We start from the raw sequence: 14943 nt of genomic DNA, 5'->3' as shown, positions 1-14943 counted from the left end.
GAGCCGCAGCCGGACCCTCGGGTCCGGCTGCGGCTCTTGTCTGTGCCTGGTGAGTGGTGCCTGGTGCGTGCTGCGAGCCGAGGTCAGCCCTTGATCATCGGCAGCACGACGGCGGTGTCGTACCAGGAGGCCACCTTGGTGATGTGGGTGCCGTCGGTGTCGATGAAGTCGACGGCGTCGAACTCCAGGGCGGTCCCGTCGGGCTTGGTGCCCTCGAACTTGATCTCGATGGCGGCGACGTTGCCGTCGACCAGTGTGCGGACCGGGATGTCCTCGTGGGTGGCGAACTGACCGACGACGGCCGTCAGCAGCCTGACCGCCCGGTCCCGTCCCGTCGTGGACAGGCTCATGCCGTGCTGGATGGTGACGTCGGGGTGGAAGAGCTCGCTCAGCTGGTCCCACTTGTGGTTGTTGACGGAGTCGAAGTACTGGTCGAGAAGGTCCTGGGTGCTCATCGCGTGTCTCCTGAGTGGTGTGGTGTCGGGGCTGGGTCGGGCGGGTGGTGCTCAGCCGGATGGGTGCTCAGCCGGGCGTCGCGGGTCGCTGCGGGCGGATGGAGCCCAGCTGCGCCACGGAGCACAGCAGCTCACCGTCACGGGCGTAGAGGTCGGCCACGCCGAGGCCGCGGCCGCCGCGCATGGCGGGGGAGTGCAGGTCCAGCAGCAGCCAGTCGTCGACCCGTGCCGGTGCGTGGAACCACATGCTGTGGTCCAGCGTGAGGCCGCTCGCCGATCCGTCGCCGAACCACAGCCCGGCGGGTCGGAGACAGGCGTCGAGCATGCACATGTCGCTGGCGTAGGCCAGCAGGGCGGCCGCCAGCCTCGGGTCGCCAGGATCGGCGCCCCCCGCCTTGAGCCACACCCTCGAGGTGGCCTCGCCAGGTCCGGTCACCTCGGCGGCCACCCGCGGCGGCGCGTCCACGTGGCGCAGGTCGAAGGCGGAGTCGAGCCCCCAGGGCGTGAAGGTGCCGGGATACGGCGCCAGGTCCACCCCGACGTTGGTGAGGCCCTCGGGGGCGGGCACCTGCGGCATCGTCCGTGCGTGGTCCGGACCCGGCCGGTCCCGGGAGAACATCGCCTCGGCGCGCAGCAGCAGCCGTCCGCCCTGCGACACGTCCACCGAACGCCAGGCGGTGGCCTTGGAGTCGGCCACCTCGGTGACCCGGAGGTCGACCGGCTCCTCGTCGCTGCCGACCCCCACGAAGTAGGCGTGCAGGCTGCGCGGCCAGAGGTCCGGAGCGGAGGTGGCCGTCGCGGCGGCCAGCGCCTGGGCCACCAGCAGGCCCCCGAAGGGCACCCCCCACTGGACCGGCATCGGTGCGCCGAGGAAGGAGGAGGCGCCCTGCGGGACGGGGCGGAGGGCCGCGCAGACGGCGTCGTACGCCTGTCGTGCGCGGCCCTCCGTTGCCGCAGGTGCTGCCTGGCCAGCCGGTCGAGCCGTCGCAGGGACGGCGCTCGAGCGGTCGGCCACTACTAGCGAGCCTCGCCGTACTCGCTGAAGCCGCGACCGGTCTTGTAGCCGTAGTGGCCGGCGTTGACCAGCGCGCGCAGGCCCTGGGTGGGGCGGAAGCGGTCACCGAAGTGGTGGGTCATGGCCTCGGACGCCTTGACGAAGGTGTCGAGCCCGCCCATGTCTGCGGTGGCGAGCGGGCCCATCGCGTGGTTGAAGGCGAGCTGGCAGGCGCGGTTGACGTCCTCGGGCGTGGCGACGCCCTCCTCGACGATCCGCATGGCCTCGACGACCAGGATCATGATCAGGCGCGAGGTGAGGAACCCCTGGGTGTCCTTCTCACAGACGATCGTCTCCTTGCCGAAGCGCTTGGCGAGCTGCTGGATCGTCTCCAGCGTCTCGTCGCTGGTCTCGACGCCGCGCACGATCTCGATCAGCCGCATCACCGGCGGCGGGTTGAACCAGTGGGTGCCGATCACTCGGTCGGGGCGGTTGGTCGCGCTGGCGATCTTGGAGATCGCGAACTGCGAGGTGTTGGAGGCCAGGATCACCTCGGGGCGGCAGACGGCGTCGAGCCGGCGGAACACGTCCTGCTTGAGCTCGACGTCCTCGATGATCGACTCGATGGCGTGGTCGGTCTCGGCGCCGGTGGCCTCCAGGTCGGTGCTGGTCCCGATGCGCTCGCGGGCCGCCTTCGCCTCGGCGTCGGTCAGCTCGCCCTTGCGGACCATGCGCTCCAGGCTCTTGTCGATGCGGCGCAGGCCGCGGTCGAGGTCCTCCTGCGAGATGTCGACGAGCGTCACGTCGAGCCCGGCCACGGCCGCGACCTGGCCGATGCCGTTGCCCATCTGGCCGCCGCCGCCGACCACCATCACCTTGTTGATCGTCATGTGTGTTGTGCCCCTTCGATATTCGGGTCCGCACCGGGAGTCGGTGTGGTGGAACTCACCTCGTGGGTGGGTCAAGTCTTTACAACATACCAACCGATTGGTAGTTTCCTCAACATGTCAGGGATGAGTAGTTGGGCCAGTTACTGGGCGCGGTTCGGGGCGGATCGACCGGCGTTGATCTTCGAGGGTCGCGACGTGACCTGGGGGCAGCTGGAGGACAGCTGTGCGCAGCTCGCAGCGGGGCTGCTGCAGGAGGGGCTGCGGAAGGGCGACCGCCTGGGCATCCTGGTCCGCAACACCCCGGAGCACTTCGAGGTGCTGCTGGCCTGCTCACGGCTGGGCGTCATCTTCGTCCCCCTCAACCCGCTGCTCACCGCACGGGAGCTGCGCGAGGCCGCCGGTGACGCGGAGCTCGCCGCGGTGGTCACCGACCCGTCGTTCGTCGACGTGCTCGGCCCGCTGGAGGAGCTCGTCGGAGCCTCGCGCATCTTCTTCGTCGGCACCCCGCCGGACCAGGGCAGGGCGCTGGACGCGCTCCGGGAGCACGGCTACCAGCGTGCGGAGCTCGACATCGTCGCCTCCGACCCGGCCATGATCTGCTACACCAGCGGCACCACCGGACGCTCCCGTGGTGCGGTGCTCACCCAGGGCAACATGACCGGGGTCGCCGTCAGCGCCAGCGCCATCGACGGGCTGACCTACCGCGACCGCGCCATCGTCACCGTCCCGCTGGCCTTCACCGGCGCGGGGGTCTCCTTCGCGGTGCCGATGATGTACTGCGGCGGCTCGGTGGTGATCCGGCAGGAGCTGGTGCCCTCCCAGGTGCTCGACGACATCGAGAACAACAGCGTCTCGTTCATCGGGGTGGTGCCGCTGGTCCTGGAGCGGCTCGCGGCGGACCCCGACTTCGGCGACCGCGACCTCAGTGGCCTGCGGATCGTGAAGTCCGGCGGCAGCGCGGTGCCCGAGCACCTCATCCGGCTCTACCAGTCCCGCGGTGTGGGCATGGTGAACGCCTACGGGCTGACCGAGGGCTCCGGCCTCAACCTGGAGCTCCAGGCGCACGAGGCCATCGACCGCCTCGGCTCGGTGGGCATCCCGCTGATGGGCCAGGAGGCCAAGGTCGTCGACCTCAACGGCGACCCTGCGGCACCCGGCGAGCCGGGCGAGCTGCTGCTGGCCGGCTCCTGCGTGATGAAGGAGTACTGGCGGGATCCCGCCTCCACCGAGAAGACGCTCCGCGACGGCTGGCTGCACACAGGCGATGTCGCCACCGTCGACGAGGACGGCTACTTCCGCATCGTGGACCGCTCCAAGGACATGATCATCTCCGGGGGCATCAACATCTACCCGGCCGAGGTCGAGTCCGTGCTCTCCGCCCACCCCGACGTGCTCGAGGTGGCCGTGATCGGCGTACCCGACGCGGAGTGGGGGGAGACCCCGGTCGCCTGCGTGGTCAGCTCCAACCCGGACCTGGACATCGCCTCGCTGAACGAGTTCGCCAAGGACCAGCTGGCCCGCTACAAGCAGCCGCGCCGCCTGATCCTGCGCGCCGAGCCGCTGCCGCGCGGGATGAGCGGCAAGATCCTCAAGCGCGAGCTCCGCTCCGACGTGGCCGAGTAGCCATGAGCTCGCCTGAGGTGGACACCGACTCGATCACCGTGGAGCACCACGGCGCCGTCACCGTGCTGACGCTGAACCGGCCCGACCGGCTCAACGCGCTGTCCCACGGCCTGCTCCGCCGGTTCCACGAGATCCTCGACGACCTGCTCTACGACTACGAGCACCGGGTGGTGGTGATCGCCGGCGCCGGACGCGCCTTCTGTGCCGGCATGGACCTGCACGCTGTCGCCGCCGGCGAGGAGTGGGTGCCGGACGTCGGACGGGTACAGACGATGTACGGCCTGCAGGAGGCTGTGGGTCGGCTGGTCACCAAGCTCCGCAAGATCCCGCAGCCGGTGATCTCGGTGGTGCACGGGGTGGCCGTCGGGGGTGGGCTGTCGATCGCCTGCGCCTCCGACGTCCGCGTCGGCGAGCCGGGCGCCCGGTTCAACCCGGCGTTCGTCAAGCTGGGCGCCTCCGGAGGAGACATGGGGTCCTCCTGGCTGCTGCCGCGCATCATCGGCTTCGAGAAGGCCGCCGAGGTGCTGCTGACCGGGCGGGACGTCGGTGCCGAGGAGGCGCTGGACCTCGGCCTCCTCAGTCGCCTCGTGGCGCCCGGCGACGGGATGGAGGCTGCCCTGGGGCTGGCTGCCGAGATGTGCGAGCTGGCACCGTTCACCACCCGGATGACGAAGTCGCTGCTGAACCTCTCGCGGGACGGCGTCTCGCTGGAGCAGATGATCGAGGTCGAGAACCGGACCCAGATCATGATGACCTCCACCGACGACTTCCGCGAGGCGACGAGGGCGTTCTCCGAGCGCCGTACGCCGACGTTCCGGGACCACTGAGGTGTCCGACGAGCTGGTCGGCTGGTTCAACTCCCTGCCGATCAGTGAGCTGCTCGGCCTGCGGTGCGTGGAGGTGAGGTCCGACGGAGCCCTCGTGGAGGTGCACGTCCAGGACTGCCACCGGAACCCGGACGGTCACGTCTCGGGCGCGGTGATCGCCGGGGCTGCCGACGTCGCCGCGGGGATCGCGGTGACCGGGGCGACCGGCCAGGACTCGGCGACCGGGGACTTGAGCGTGCACTTCCTGGCCCCGGCGCGGATCGGGCCGCTCCGGGTCGAGGTGGAGATCCTGCGGCGCGGACGCCGCACCTGCGTGCCGCAGGTGAAGGTCTTCGACGGCACCGGGCGGCTGTGCGCCGCCGCGACCGGCACCTGGATGCTGCGCGACCAGCCGCTCGAGGTCGGCTGACCGCTGTCAGTCGCTGGCCGGTCAGGCCAGCGTGCCGGCCACCAGCGACTCCCGGAGCTGCGCCTTCATCACCTTGCCGGTGGCGTTGATCGGGAACGACGAGCGGACCAGCAGGACCTCCTTGGGCCGCTTGTAGTCCGCCAGGCTCTGGGCGCACGCGGCGAGCACGGCCGCCTCGTCCAGGTCGGTGCCGGGGTGCGGGCGCACCACCGCGACGACCCGCTCGCCCCAGTGGTCGTCCGGTACGCCGATCACCGCGGCCTCGGCGACCTCGGGCAGCTGGTAGATGACGTTCTCCACCTCGGCCGGGTAGACGTTGAACCCGCCGGTCACGATCATGTCCTTGAGCCGGCCGGTGACGTAGAGGTAGCCCTCCTCGTCGGCGTACCCCAGGTCCCCGGTGCACAGCCAGCCGTCGACCACGGGGCGCTCGTCCGGGCGCCGCCAGTAGCCGGCCATGACGGAGGGTCCGGAGACCCGGATCTCGCCGATCTCACCGGGGGCTGCCTCGAGCTCGTCGCGGAAGACCCGGACGTCGCTGTAGAGCAGGGACTTGCCGATGGAGCCGGCCTTGCGCACCGCGTCCTCGGGCATCAGGTAGGTGGAGAAGCCGCACGACTCGGTCAGTCCGTAGCCCTGCACGAAGACCGACAGCCCGCGGGCCTGGAAGCGCTCGATCAGCGAGACCGGCATCGGCGCGGCGGCCGAGAGGACCCGGTTGAAGCAGGTCAGGTCCAGGTCGGTGAAGGAGGGGTGGTCCAGCAGCGACTTGAAGACCGTGGGGACGCTGGCCATGTAGGTGGGCCGGTGGTCGCGGATCGCTGCGGCGATCGCCTCCGGGGTGCCCTGCTCCAGCAGCCGCAGGGTGCAGCCGAGGTGCAGGAAGGGCAGCACCCCGGCCAGCATCGCCCCGGAGACGCTGATGGGTAGCGAGACCAGGGGCCGGTCCTGGCCGGTGAAGCCGATGTCGACGGCCAGGGAGGTTGCCACCGACCGGATGTTGCCGTGGGTGATGATCGCGCCCTTGGGCAGTCCCGTGGTCCCGGAGGTGTAGAAGAGCCCTGCGGCGGAGTCGTCGTCGAACTCCTCGACGGCGAAGGGCGTCACCACCTGGTCCGGCTGCGGCCACGTCGCGACCCGGCCCGGGAAGTCCTCGGGCGCGACGTCGGTGAAGAACGTCGACAGGGCGGGGTTCGCCCGGGCGAAGAGGGCCGCCTGGTCGCGGTAGCCGCTGGTGGTGATGAGGGCCACCGGTTCGCTGTCCGCGACCAGCGCCGCCATCTCGGGGGCGGCCAGCCGCAGGTTGAGGGGCACGTAGACGGCGCCCAGACGCAGGATGCCCAGCGTGGCGGGCATGAACTCCGCGTGGTTCTCGTGCAGCACCGCCACTCGGTCCCCCCGCGAGACGCCCAGCTGGCGGAGCGCGTCGGCGACCTGCCAGGTGCGTCGCTCGAGGTCGGCGTAGGAGAGCGTGCGTTCGGAGGTGATGATGGCCGGCTTGTCCGGCGTCCGGTCGGCATGCCGGGTGATCCACGCGGCGACGCCCGGCCGGAACCGGAGGTCGGAGGCGGTGCGGGGGGCGGCGCTGGGCGGCGTCGCCGAGTCGGTGGTGGTGCTCACAGGTCGATCTCCTTCGCCAGGGCGCGGATGTCCGCGGTGTCGCGCAGTCCCATCATCACCACGGTGTTGACCTCCGAGCGTTGCCAGCGTTCCAGGCGCTCCTTGATCCGCTTGGGGGACCCGATCAGGGAGGTGCCGTCGACGAGCTCGTCGGGGACCGCGTCGACCGCCTCGTCCCGACGGCCGGCCAGGAAGAGCTCCTGGATCCGCTCGGCCTCCGCGCCGAACCCGGCGCGGGTGACGGCGTCGTAGTGGAAGTTCGCACCCTTGGCGCCCATGCCACCGACGTACCAGGCCAGCGGCTCCTTGGCGCGGCGGAACGCGGCCTTCAGGTCGTCGTCGACGAACGTGTTGACGCTCGCCACGATGTCCAGGTCGGGGCGCCGATCGACCAGCGCGTCGCCGTACATCTCCTCGAACTTGTCGACGTGCACGAAGGCCGGCAGCCAGCCGTCGCCGATCTCCACGGCGAGGGCCACGTTCTTCGGGCCCTGGGCTCCGAGGTAGACCGGGACCCGGGGGCGGAAGGGCTCGGTGATCAGGCGCAGCGGCTTGCCGAGCCCGGCGCCGCCGGGATGGGGGAGAGGGAAGAACTCGCCCTCGTGCGTCAACGGCTCCTCACGGTCCCAGATCCGGCGCATGATCTCGACGTACTCCCGGGTGCGCGCCAGCGGCTTGGGGAACGGGCGGCCGTACCAACCCTCGACGATCTGCGGCCCGGAAACCCCCAGCCCGAGCATCAGCCGGCCCTGGCTCAAGGCGTCCAGCGTCATTGCGGCCATGGCCGCGTTCGCCGGGGTGCGGGCGTCGAGCTGGATGATCGAGGTGCCGATCTTGATCCGCGTGGTCCGGGCGGCGTACCAGGTCAGGGGGGTCAGCGCGTCCGAGCCGTAGGCCTCGCCTGCCCACACGGAGTCGAACCCGACCTCCTCCGCGGCGAGCACCGCCTCGGTGGCGTCGTCGGGCTGCTTCGCCCAGTAGCCCAGCCCCAGGCCCAGCTTCAGGTCATGCCCCATCGTTACGCTCCTCGTTCCAGTCGTCGTGCGGCCCTCGGGTCGGTGCTGGACTGCCTGGGCGCACAGGGTGATTATGTCCGGCGTCACAGGGCTTGGCAACCATCCGTTTGGTAGGCGTAGGATGTCGTCACGCGCAATCCGATAGATGGGTGGACCTGTGGACATCTTCGACGCTCCGGCCTACTGGTCGAGGTTCACCCCCGAGGCCGTCGCGGTGCGCGACGACGACGGGGACCTCAGTTGGACGCTGCTGGTCCGCGGTGCCGAGGCCGGCGCCGCCGTCCTGGCCGCCCGCGGGGTGCAGCCGGGCGACCGGGTCGGCCTGCTCATGCTCAACTCCCGGCAGTTCTGCGTCTCGGCACTGGCCGTCCTGGCTGCGGGTGCGGTCCTGGTGCCGATCAACTTCCGCCTGCACCCCCGCGAGATGGCAGAGCAGCTGCTGGACGCGGGTGCCCAGTTGCTCCTGCACGACCCTCACCACGTCGAGCAGGCCGCCGCCGTACGCGGGCGGTGCTCGGTGGAGACCCTCGTCCCGGACGAGGTCCAGGCGCCCCCGGCCGCGGACGCGGTCCGGGCGCGTACGGTCCGGGACTTCTCCGACGTCGCGGTGATCCTCTACTCCTCCGGCACCACCGGGCGTCCCAAGGGCGTCGTCATCACCCACCAGAGCATCTACGCGATGGCCCACGACCGGATCGTCAACGACGCCTGGTCCCGGGACACGCGGACCTACGTGCCGTACCCCCTGGCCTTCTCCGCCGGCCTGCTCGCCTCCTGGATGGCCACCATGGTGGCCGGCGGCATGACCGTGGTCGACGCCGCCTTCGACCCCGGTCGCGCCCTGCGCAGGTTCGAGGAGGACGGCATCACGGTCTTCATGTCGGTCCCCGCGCTGTGGCAGGCCATCGTGAACCACCCCGACATCGACAAGACCCGGGTGGACACCCTGTCCACGGTCTCGGCCGGCGGGGCGATGGTCACCCCCGAGCTGATGGCCCGACTCCGGTCCCACGGCATCCTGCTCTCCCAGGGCTACGGGCTCACCGAGTCCTCCGGCGTCGCGACCGCGCTGCGTCCCGAGGACATCGACCGCAAGCCCGGGTCGATCGGCCGTCCGATGATGCGGATGGAGGCCAAGGTTGTGGACCCGATGGGGGTCGAGTGCCCGGTGGGGGAGTCCGGCGAGCTCTGGCTCCGCGGTCCCGCGGTGATGGCCGGCTACTGGCGCAACGGCGCCCCCGACCCCGCCACCCTGCACGACGGGTGGCTGGCCACCGGTGACATCGCCACCCAGGACGAGGACGGCTTCCTCTACATCGTGGACCGCCTCAAGGACATGATCATCACCGGCGGCATCAACGTCTTCCCCGCGGAGATCGAGCGCGTCCTGGAGGACGTTCCCGGTGTCCTGGAGTGCTCGGTTGTGGGTGCGCCGCACGAGAAGTGGGGGGAGACGCCGATCGCCTTCGTGGTGACCGCCGACGAGACCCTGACCCCGGAGCTCATCGAGTCGCGGCTGCGGGTCCAGCTCGCCGGCTACAAGGTGCCGAGCCAGATCCTGGTGCGCACCGCCTCCCTGCCGCGCAGCGCCAACGGCAAGATCCTGCGCCGCGAGCTGCGCCGGGAGGTGGCGGATGCTCCTGGTGCCGCCCCGCCCGCCGACGCCCCCTCCGCCGAGGGGCACCGGGCCCTGGTGACGAAGTACTTCGACGCGGTCAACACCCGCGACTGGACCACCCTGGCCTCCGTGCTCCACCCCGAGGTCACGATCCGGCACGGCGACCTGATGTCCGCCTCCGGCGTGGACCAGGTGGTCAAGCTCTACCAGGCCATCCTGCTGCAGTACCGGGAGGGCGGCCACGAGGACCGGCCGACCCGCATCCTGGTCCAGGGTGACCTGGTCGCGGTCGAGATCACCGCCACCGTCGTCAAGCTGGACGGCACCCGGCTGACCTTCCCGGCGGCCGACTTCATCGACGTGCAGGACGGGCTGCTGAAGTCCATCTCCACCTGGTACGACACCGCGGCCGTGGTGCCGATGATCAAGGGACAGAACTGATGACGACGCTCCCCGGGAGCCAGACCCAGCAGGCCCTCACCCAGCTGCTCGACGAGCGCTACAGCTGCCGTGGCTACCTGCCCGACCTGGTGCCCCCGGACACCCTGAACCGGCTGTTCGAGCTGGCCCAGCGCACGGCCTCGTGGTGCAACACCCAGCCCTGGCAGGTCACGGTCACCTCCGGGGAGGCCACCTCCCGGTTCGCCGCGGCGCTGTCCGACTACACCGCGAGCCACCCTCCGCGCTCGGACTTCGAGATTCCCGCCAAGTACGCCGGGGTGTACGACGAGCGGCGCAAGGAGAGCGGCTTCGCGCTCTACGAGAGCCTCGGCATCGCCCGCGAGGACAGGGCTGCCCGGGCCGAGCAGGCGGGGCGGAACTTCTCGTTCTTCGGCGCCCCGCACGTCGCGGTGATCACCACCGACCGCGACCAAGGCGTGTACGGCGCCGTGGACTGCGGCGGCTACGTGGGCACCTTGATGCTGGCTGCCAGGTCGCTCGGTCTGGCCTCGGTGGCGCAGGCCGCGATCGCCATGTACTCCGACGGCGTGCGGGAGCACCTGGGTCTCACCGAGGACCGGATGACGGTGTGCGCGGTCTCCTTCGGCTACGAGGACCCCGCCCACCTGGCCAACGCGTTCCGGACCACCAGGGCCCCCGTCGAGGTCGCGGTCGACTTCAGGACCCGGTAGGAGGCTCGCCGGTGCGGGGTGCCAGTCGGGCGCGCAGGTCGGCGGGCAGGCCGTAGGGCAGGCTGCGCTCGAAGGCCAGTGCGCGGGTGCGCTCGGTGCTGCCGCGCTCGGCGTACAGGGACTTGTAGATCCGGTTGCTGTCCCGGGAGCCGCTGGCGATCTCGCCGGCGAGCTCCGCGACGGCGTCGTCGAGCTGGTCCGGCGGGACGCTGCGGTCCGCCAGACCGATCGCGGCGGCCGCGCTGCCGGCCACGATGCGGCCGGTGAAGCTCAGCTCGCGCGCTCGGGAGCGCCCGACCCGCTCCGGCAGCCGGACCGACAGCCCCCATGCCGGCACCAGGCCCCAGCGTCCGTGGGTGTCGCCGAAGGAGGCGTCGTCGGCGCAGACCAGCAGGTCGCAGGCTAGCGCCAGCTCCAGGCCGCCGGTCAGGCAGTGCCCGGCGATCTTGGCGATCGTGGGGAACGGGAAGGACTCGAGCAGGTCGATGGTCTCGGCCGCCTCGTGGCCTGCCGGTTCGACGTCCGGGTCCACGTCAGGGTCGATGGCGTCGAGGTCGAGCCCGGCGCAGAACGACCGTCCGGACCCGGTGAGCACCAGGCAGGTCACGTCGCTCCGGCTCGTCAGGGCGTCCAGATGGGCACGGAGCTCGGCGAACGTCTGCGGCAGCAGCGCGTTGAGCCGGGCGGGACGGTTCAGCGTCACCGTCGCCACGCCGCCCGCCACGGAGAGCAGCACCAGTGGCGCCGCCTCGGGGTGCGCCGTCATCGGTCGACGAGGTCCCGCATCTCGCGCACGGTCGCCACCGGGTCGTCGCCCGCGGGCTTGATCATCAGGTTCGTCACCCCCGCCTCGCGGTAGGCCGCGATGCGGTCGAGCACGTAGTCCCGCGGGCCGACCAGGTTGGTCGCCTCGAGCAGGTCCAGCGGCACGCGGGCCTCGGCCTCCTTCTTGTGCCCGGCGAGGTAGAGGTCCTGGATCTCCCGGGCCTCCTCGGCCCAGCCGAGCTGGCTGACCAGGTCGTTGTAGAAGTTCTTGTCCCGAGCGCCCATGCCGCCGATGTAGAGCGCGAACATCGGCCGGGCCAGGTCCAGGCAGCCCTTGACGTCGTCGCCGATCGCCACCAGCCCGCCGGCGACGACCTCGAGCGGCGCCAGGCCCTCGGTACGCCGGGCGGTCCCGGCTGCCAGCGAGTCTCCCCAGACCCTGCCGGCCCGCTCGGGGACGAACATGGTCGGGATCCACCCGTCCGCGTACTCCGCGGTGCCCTCGACGCTGCGGGGACCCAGCGCCGCGACGTAGATCGGCACGGCTGAGCGCCCGGGCCGGTTGAGCAGCTTGAGCGGCTTGGCCAGACCCGTGCCCTCGCCCTGGGGGAGGGGAAGCTTGATCAGGCCGTCGTTCTCGATCACCTCCCGACGCAGCACCCGCCGGATGATGTCGACGACCTCGCGCATCCGCGCGACGGGCTTCTCGTAGGCGACGCCGTGCCAGCCCTCGATGACCTGGGGGCCCGAGGCGCCGAGCCCCAGGATCGTGCGGCCCCCGCTCACGTTGTCCAGTCCGGCAGCGGTCTGGCCCAGCGCGGTGGCGGTGCGGGAGTAGATGTTCATGATCGCGGAGCCGATCTCCACCGTCTCGGTGCGGGCCGCCAGATAGCCCATCAGGCTGGGGGCGTCGAACCCGTAGGCCTCCGCCACCCAGACGGTGTCCAGGCCCGCCTGCTCCAGGGCGCGGACGGAGTCGGCGGCGGCTCGGGGGTCACCGGCGTAGTCGAGGGCGGTCGAGAGCTTCATGCACATCCTTGGGGGTCGGGTTTGCCCTGAAACTACCAATCGGTTGTTGGGTTGGCAAGGGTGCGGGCGGGGTGCGAACTCGGGTCTGGACAGCCCTTGACGGCACCAAACGGTTGGTTGATCATGTGATGTGCGTCATGGTTTTCGATCCGCAGTGGCTGTCATCCGCGGGTCGGGCGCCGGGCTGCCGCCCGTCCGGGCGGCACCAGCACGAGGAGACCCATGCCTGTACCGAACGACCACGAGGACTACGTCCCGTTGGAGCTCGCCCCGACCCTGACCGCCGCTCTGGCGCGCACGGTGGCGACCCGTCCCGACGCCACGGCCGTGCGCTCGCACGACGGCCGCCTGAGCTACACCTGGTCCGAGCTGGCCGCCGCCGTCGACCGGTGGGCGGCGGGCTTCGCCGGTCTCGGGGTGCGCCGCGGCGACAAGGTCGCCCTGCTGCTGAGCAACCGCCCGGAGTTCTTCGCCGTGGACCTGGCCCTGGTCCGGATCGGCGCGGTCCCGTTCTCCCTCTACGCCTCCTCCTCGCCCGAGCAGAACGCCTACTCGCTCAAGGACTCCGACGCCCGGGCCGTGGTGGCCGAGCACGCTCTGGTGGCCACGCTGTCGAGGGTGGCCCTGCCGGCCGTGCGCGTGCTGCTGGACGCTGACCCCGGTGAGGGGTGGCTCGATCAGGCCGCGGTGCACGGCGCCGGCGCGGACGTCGACCTGGACGCCGTACCCGAGCCGGAGCCGGACGACCTGCTGACGATGATCTACACCAGCGGTACTACGGGCACGCCCAAGGGGGCGCTGATCTCGCACCGCAACCTGATGCACGCCGCCGACTCGACGCTGCGCAGCGTCCGGGTGCCCGCGGGCACCACCATCGTGTCGTGGCTGCCCACCGCCCACATCGGTGAGCGGACCGGCGGCTACTGCATGACCGTGGTGCAGGGCTTCGAGGCCGTCACCGTGGCAGACCCCCGCAAGGTCGCGGACCTCGTCCCGGCCATCCGGCCCGGCTACTTCTACGGTCCGCCTCGCGTCTTCGAGAAGCTCCGAGCGACCTTCGAGACGTGGCTGCTTGGGTTGGACGAGGCAGAGCAGGCCCGGGTCAGGGCAGGGCTGGACGCCAGCCTGGAGCAGGTGCGCCTGGAGCAGGCCGGCAGGACGGTGCCCGACGACGTGCTGGCGGCCTCCCTGGAGGCACGGACCCTGGTGTTCAAGCCCTGGCGCCAGGAGGTGGGCCTGGACGACCTGAGGATCGCCATCGTCGCCACGGCGCCCAATCCGGGTCCGCTGATGGAGTTCTTCCACGCCGTCGGGATCCCCATGGGCGAGGTCTACGGCCTGACCGAGAGCGGGGCCGGCGGCACTGCCGCCACGGTCGACACGATCCGGATCGGCACCGTGGGACGCCCCGGTCCGCACATGGAGCTGGCCATCGCGGGCGACGGCGAGATCCTGCTGCGTGGCCCGACGCTGATGGTGGGCTACCACAACCGACCCGCCGAGACCGCCCAGGCGATCGACGGCGAGGGCTGGTTGCACACCGGCGACCTGGGGGAGGTCGACGCGGACGGCTACCTCAAGGTGATCGGCCGCAAGAAGGAGATCCTGATCAGCTCCAGCGGCAAGAACATCTCACCCGTCACCGTCGAGTCCGCCATCATCAGCGCCACCCCGCTGATCAACCAGGTGATGTGCCTGGGCGACGCCCGCCCCTACAACGTGGCCCTGGTGGTCCTGGACTCCGAGCACGCCTTCACGTGGGCGCGGCAGCGAGGCCTCCGGTTCGACGGCTTGGCCGACCTCAGCCAGTCACCGGAGCTGCTGCAGGCGGTGCAGGAGGGCGTGGACGCGGGCAACGCCCGGCTCAACCGTCCCGAGCAGGTCAAGCGGTTCCACGTGCTCCCCGTGGAGTGGGTGCCCGGCTCGGCCGAGCTCACTCCCACGTCCAAGATGCGCCGTGGCGAGATCGCGCGCATGCACTCCGAGACCATCGAGAGGTTGTACGCATGAGCGTCAACGCAGAGGCAGAGATCAACGCCCTGGAGGACCCGCCCCCGACCGGTGACTGGTTCAGCCGGATCCTGGCCGGCGCCGCCGCCTTCGTCACGATCGCGATGATGCTGCACGTCACCGTCAACGCGCTGTCGCGCACGTTCCGCAGCAGCCCCGTGCACGGGACGCTGGAGTACACGCAGTTCTGGTACCTGCCGATCGTGGCCTTCGTCGGGATCGTCACCGCCCAGCGCAACAAGGAGCACATCGAGGCACGCCTGCTCTTCGACCACATCCCCGCTCGGGCGCAGCCCTTCGTCCAGGCCGGGACTGACCTGCTCACCCTGGCCCTGGCCGTGGCGCTGACCTACTACACCGCCGAGATGGCGCTGGAGAGCATGGACCTGGGACGCACCGCCGGCGTCAGTGGCATCACCATCTGGCCCGCCACCTTCGCAGCACCTGTCGGGTTCGCCCTGTTCTCGGTGTGGCTCGCCGTCGACCTGTTCCGGTCCGTGCGCGCGGGGCTGGCCAAGCCCTCGTCCAGCGGCACCACTGCCGAGGAGTCCTGA

Annotated in this window: 14 protein-coding genes; 7 read left to right on the top strand and 7 right to left on the bottom strand. The window is 70.9% G+C overall.

All coding sequences use genetic code 11. The features are described from left to right. Nucleotides 1-83: 83 nt before the first annotated feature. The 3 genes from C5H89_RS09085 to C5H89_RS09075 all read right to left on the bottom strand — a co-directional run bounded on the left by C5H89_RS09085 (nt 84) and on the right by C5H89_RS09075 (nt 2339). Complete coding sequence (locus C5H89_RS09085; RefSeq protein WP_104106667.1) at nt 84-455, bottom strand: nuclear transport factor 2 family protein; 372 nt, start codon at nt 453-455, stop codon at nt 84-86. A 67-nt stretch (nt 456-522) separates the two neighbouring features. Then, on the bottom strand, nt 523-1314 hold the full coding sequence (locus C5H89_RS09080; protein ID WP_104106666.1) for an acyl-CoA thioesterase domain-containing protein: 792 nt from the start codon (nt 1312-1314) through the stop codon (nt 523-525). A 158-nt stretch (nt 1315-1472) separates the two neighbouring features. Beyond that, entirely contained in the window at nt 1473-2339 is an 867-nt protein-coding gene (locus C5H89_RS09075; protein WP_205304935.1) for a 3-hydroxyacyl-CoA dehydrogenase family protein, read from the bottom strand. Nucleotides 2340-2462: 123 nt separating this feature from the next. Here C5H89_RS09075 and C5H89_RS09070 point away from each other — a divergent pair, with 123 nt between their 5' ends. Genes C5H89_RS09070 through C5H89_RS09060 form a run of 3 tightly spaced genes read left to right on the top strand, consistent with a single transcriptional unit; the run spans nt 2463 to nt 5198 of the window. Next, a complete protein-coding gene (locus tag C5H89_RS09070) occupies nt 2463-3962 on the top strand; it encodes an AMP-binding protein (protein ID WP_162799297.1) in 1500 nt (499 codons plus the stop codon). Nucleotides 3963-3964: 2 nt separating this feature from the next. Further along, on the top strand, nt 3965-4789 hold the full coding sequence (locus C5H89_RS09065) for an enoyl-CoA hydratase-related protein (RefSeq protein WP_104106664.1): 825 nt from the start codon (nt 3965-3967) through the stop codon (nt 4787-4789). Between the two features lies 1 nt (nt 4790). Next, complete coding sequence (locus C5H89_RS09060) at nt 4791-5198, top strand: PaaI family thioesterase (RefSeq protein WP_104106663.1); 408 nt, start codon at nt 4791-4793, stop codon at nt 5196-5198. 21 nt (nt 5199-5219) lie between these two features. Here C5H89_RS09060 and C5H89_RS09055 read toward each other — a convergent pair whose 3' ends face one another. Both C5H89_RS09055 and C5H89_RS09050 read right to left on the bottom strand, forming a co-directional pair. Then, nucleotides 5220-6818, bottom strand: coding sequence for an AMP-binding protein (locus C5H89_RS09055; protein WP_104106662.1), 1599 nt, complete (start codon nt 6816-6818; stop codon nt 5220-5222). After that, on the bottom strand, nt 6815-7834 hold the full coding sequence (locus C5H89_RS09050) for an LLM class F420-dependent oxidoreductase (RefSeq protein WP_104106661.1): 1020 nt from the start codon (nt 7832-7834) through the stop codon (nt 6815-6817). The genes C5H89_RS09055 and C5H89_RS09050 overlap by 4 nt, the downstream gene beginning before the upstream one ends. Nucleotides 7835-7979: 145 nt before the next feature. Between C5H89_RS09050 and C5H89_RS09045 the strand changes: the two genes are divergently transcribed. Further along, a complete protein-coding gene (locus C5H89_RS09045; protein WP_104106660.1) occupies nt 7980-9893 on the top strand; it encodes an AMP-binding protein in 1914 nt (637 codons plus the stop codon). Beyond that, entirely contained in the window at nt 9893-10585 is a 693-nt protein-coding gene (locus tag C5H89_RS09040; protein ID WP_104106659.1) for a nitroreductase, read from the top strand. Before C5H89_RS09045 ends, C5H89_RS09040 begins: the two co-directional genes overlap by 1 nt. Here the strand turns inward: C5H89_RS09040 and C5H89_RS09035 are convergent. Next, entirely contained in the window at nt 10572-11351 is a 780-nt protein-coding gene (locus C5H89_RS09035; protein WP_104106658.1) for an enoyl-CoA hydratase/isomerase family protein, read from the bottom strand. The two genes, C5H89_RS09040 and C5H89_RS09035, sit on opposite strands and share 14 nt — an antisense overlap. Further along, on the bottom strand, nt 11348-12379 hold the full coding sequence (locus C5H89_RS09030) for an LLM class F420-dependent oxidoreductase (RefSeq protein ID WP_104106657.1): 1032 nt from the start codon (nt 12377-12379) through the stop codon (nt 11348-11350). Before C5H89_RS09030 ends, C5H89_RS09035 begins: the two co-directional genes overlap by 4 nt. Nucleotides 12380-12601: 222 nt before the next feature. Between C5H89_RS09030 and C5H89_RS09025 the strand changes: the two genes are divergently transcribed. Together C5H89_RS09025 and C5H89_RS09020 are read left to right on the top strand one after the other, a co-directional pair. Continuing rightward, nucleotides 12602-14389 (top strand): AMP-dependent synthetase/ligase, encoded by a 1788-nt coding sequence (locus C5H89_RS09025; RefSeq protein ID WP_104106656.1) that lies wholly within the window; start codon nt 12602-12604, stop codon nt 14387-14389. Further along, complete coding sequence (locus C5H89_RS09020; RefSeq protein WP_104106655.1) at nt 14386-14943, top strand: TRAP transporter small permease; 558 nt, start codon at nt 14386-14388, stop codon at nt 14941-14943. Before C5H89_RS09025 ends, C5H89_RS09020 begins: the two co-directional genes overlap by 4 nt.

Origin of the sequence: Nocardioides sp. 616, from assembly GCF_002930065.1 — a bacterium.
Taxonomy (GTDB): Bacteria; Actinomycetota; Actinomycetes; order Propionibacteriales; family Nocardioidaceae; genus Nocardioides; species Nocardioides houyundeii.
Note: the sequence above shows the minus strand (reverse complement) of the source record. Positions and strands in the feature narration are given on the sequence as shown.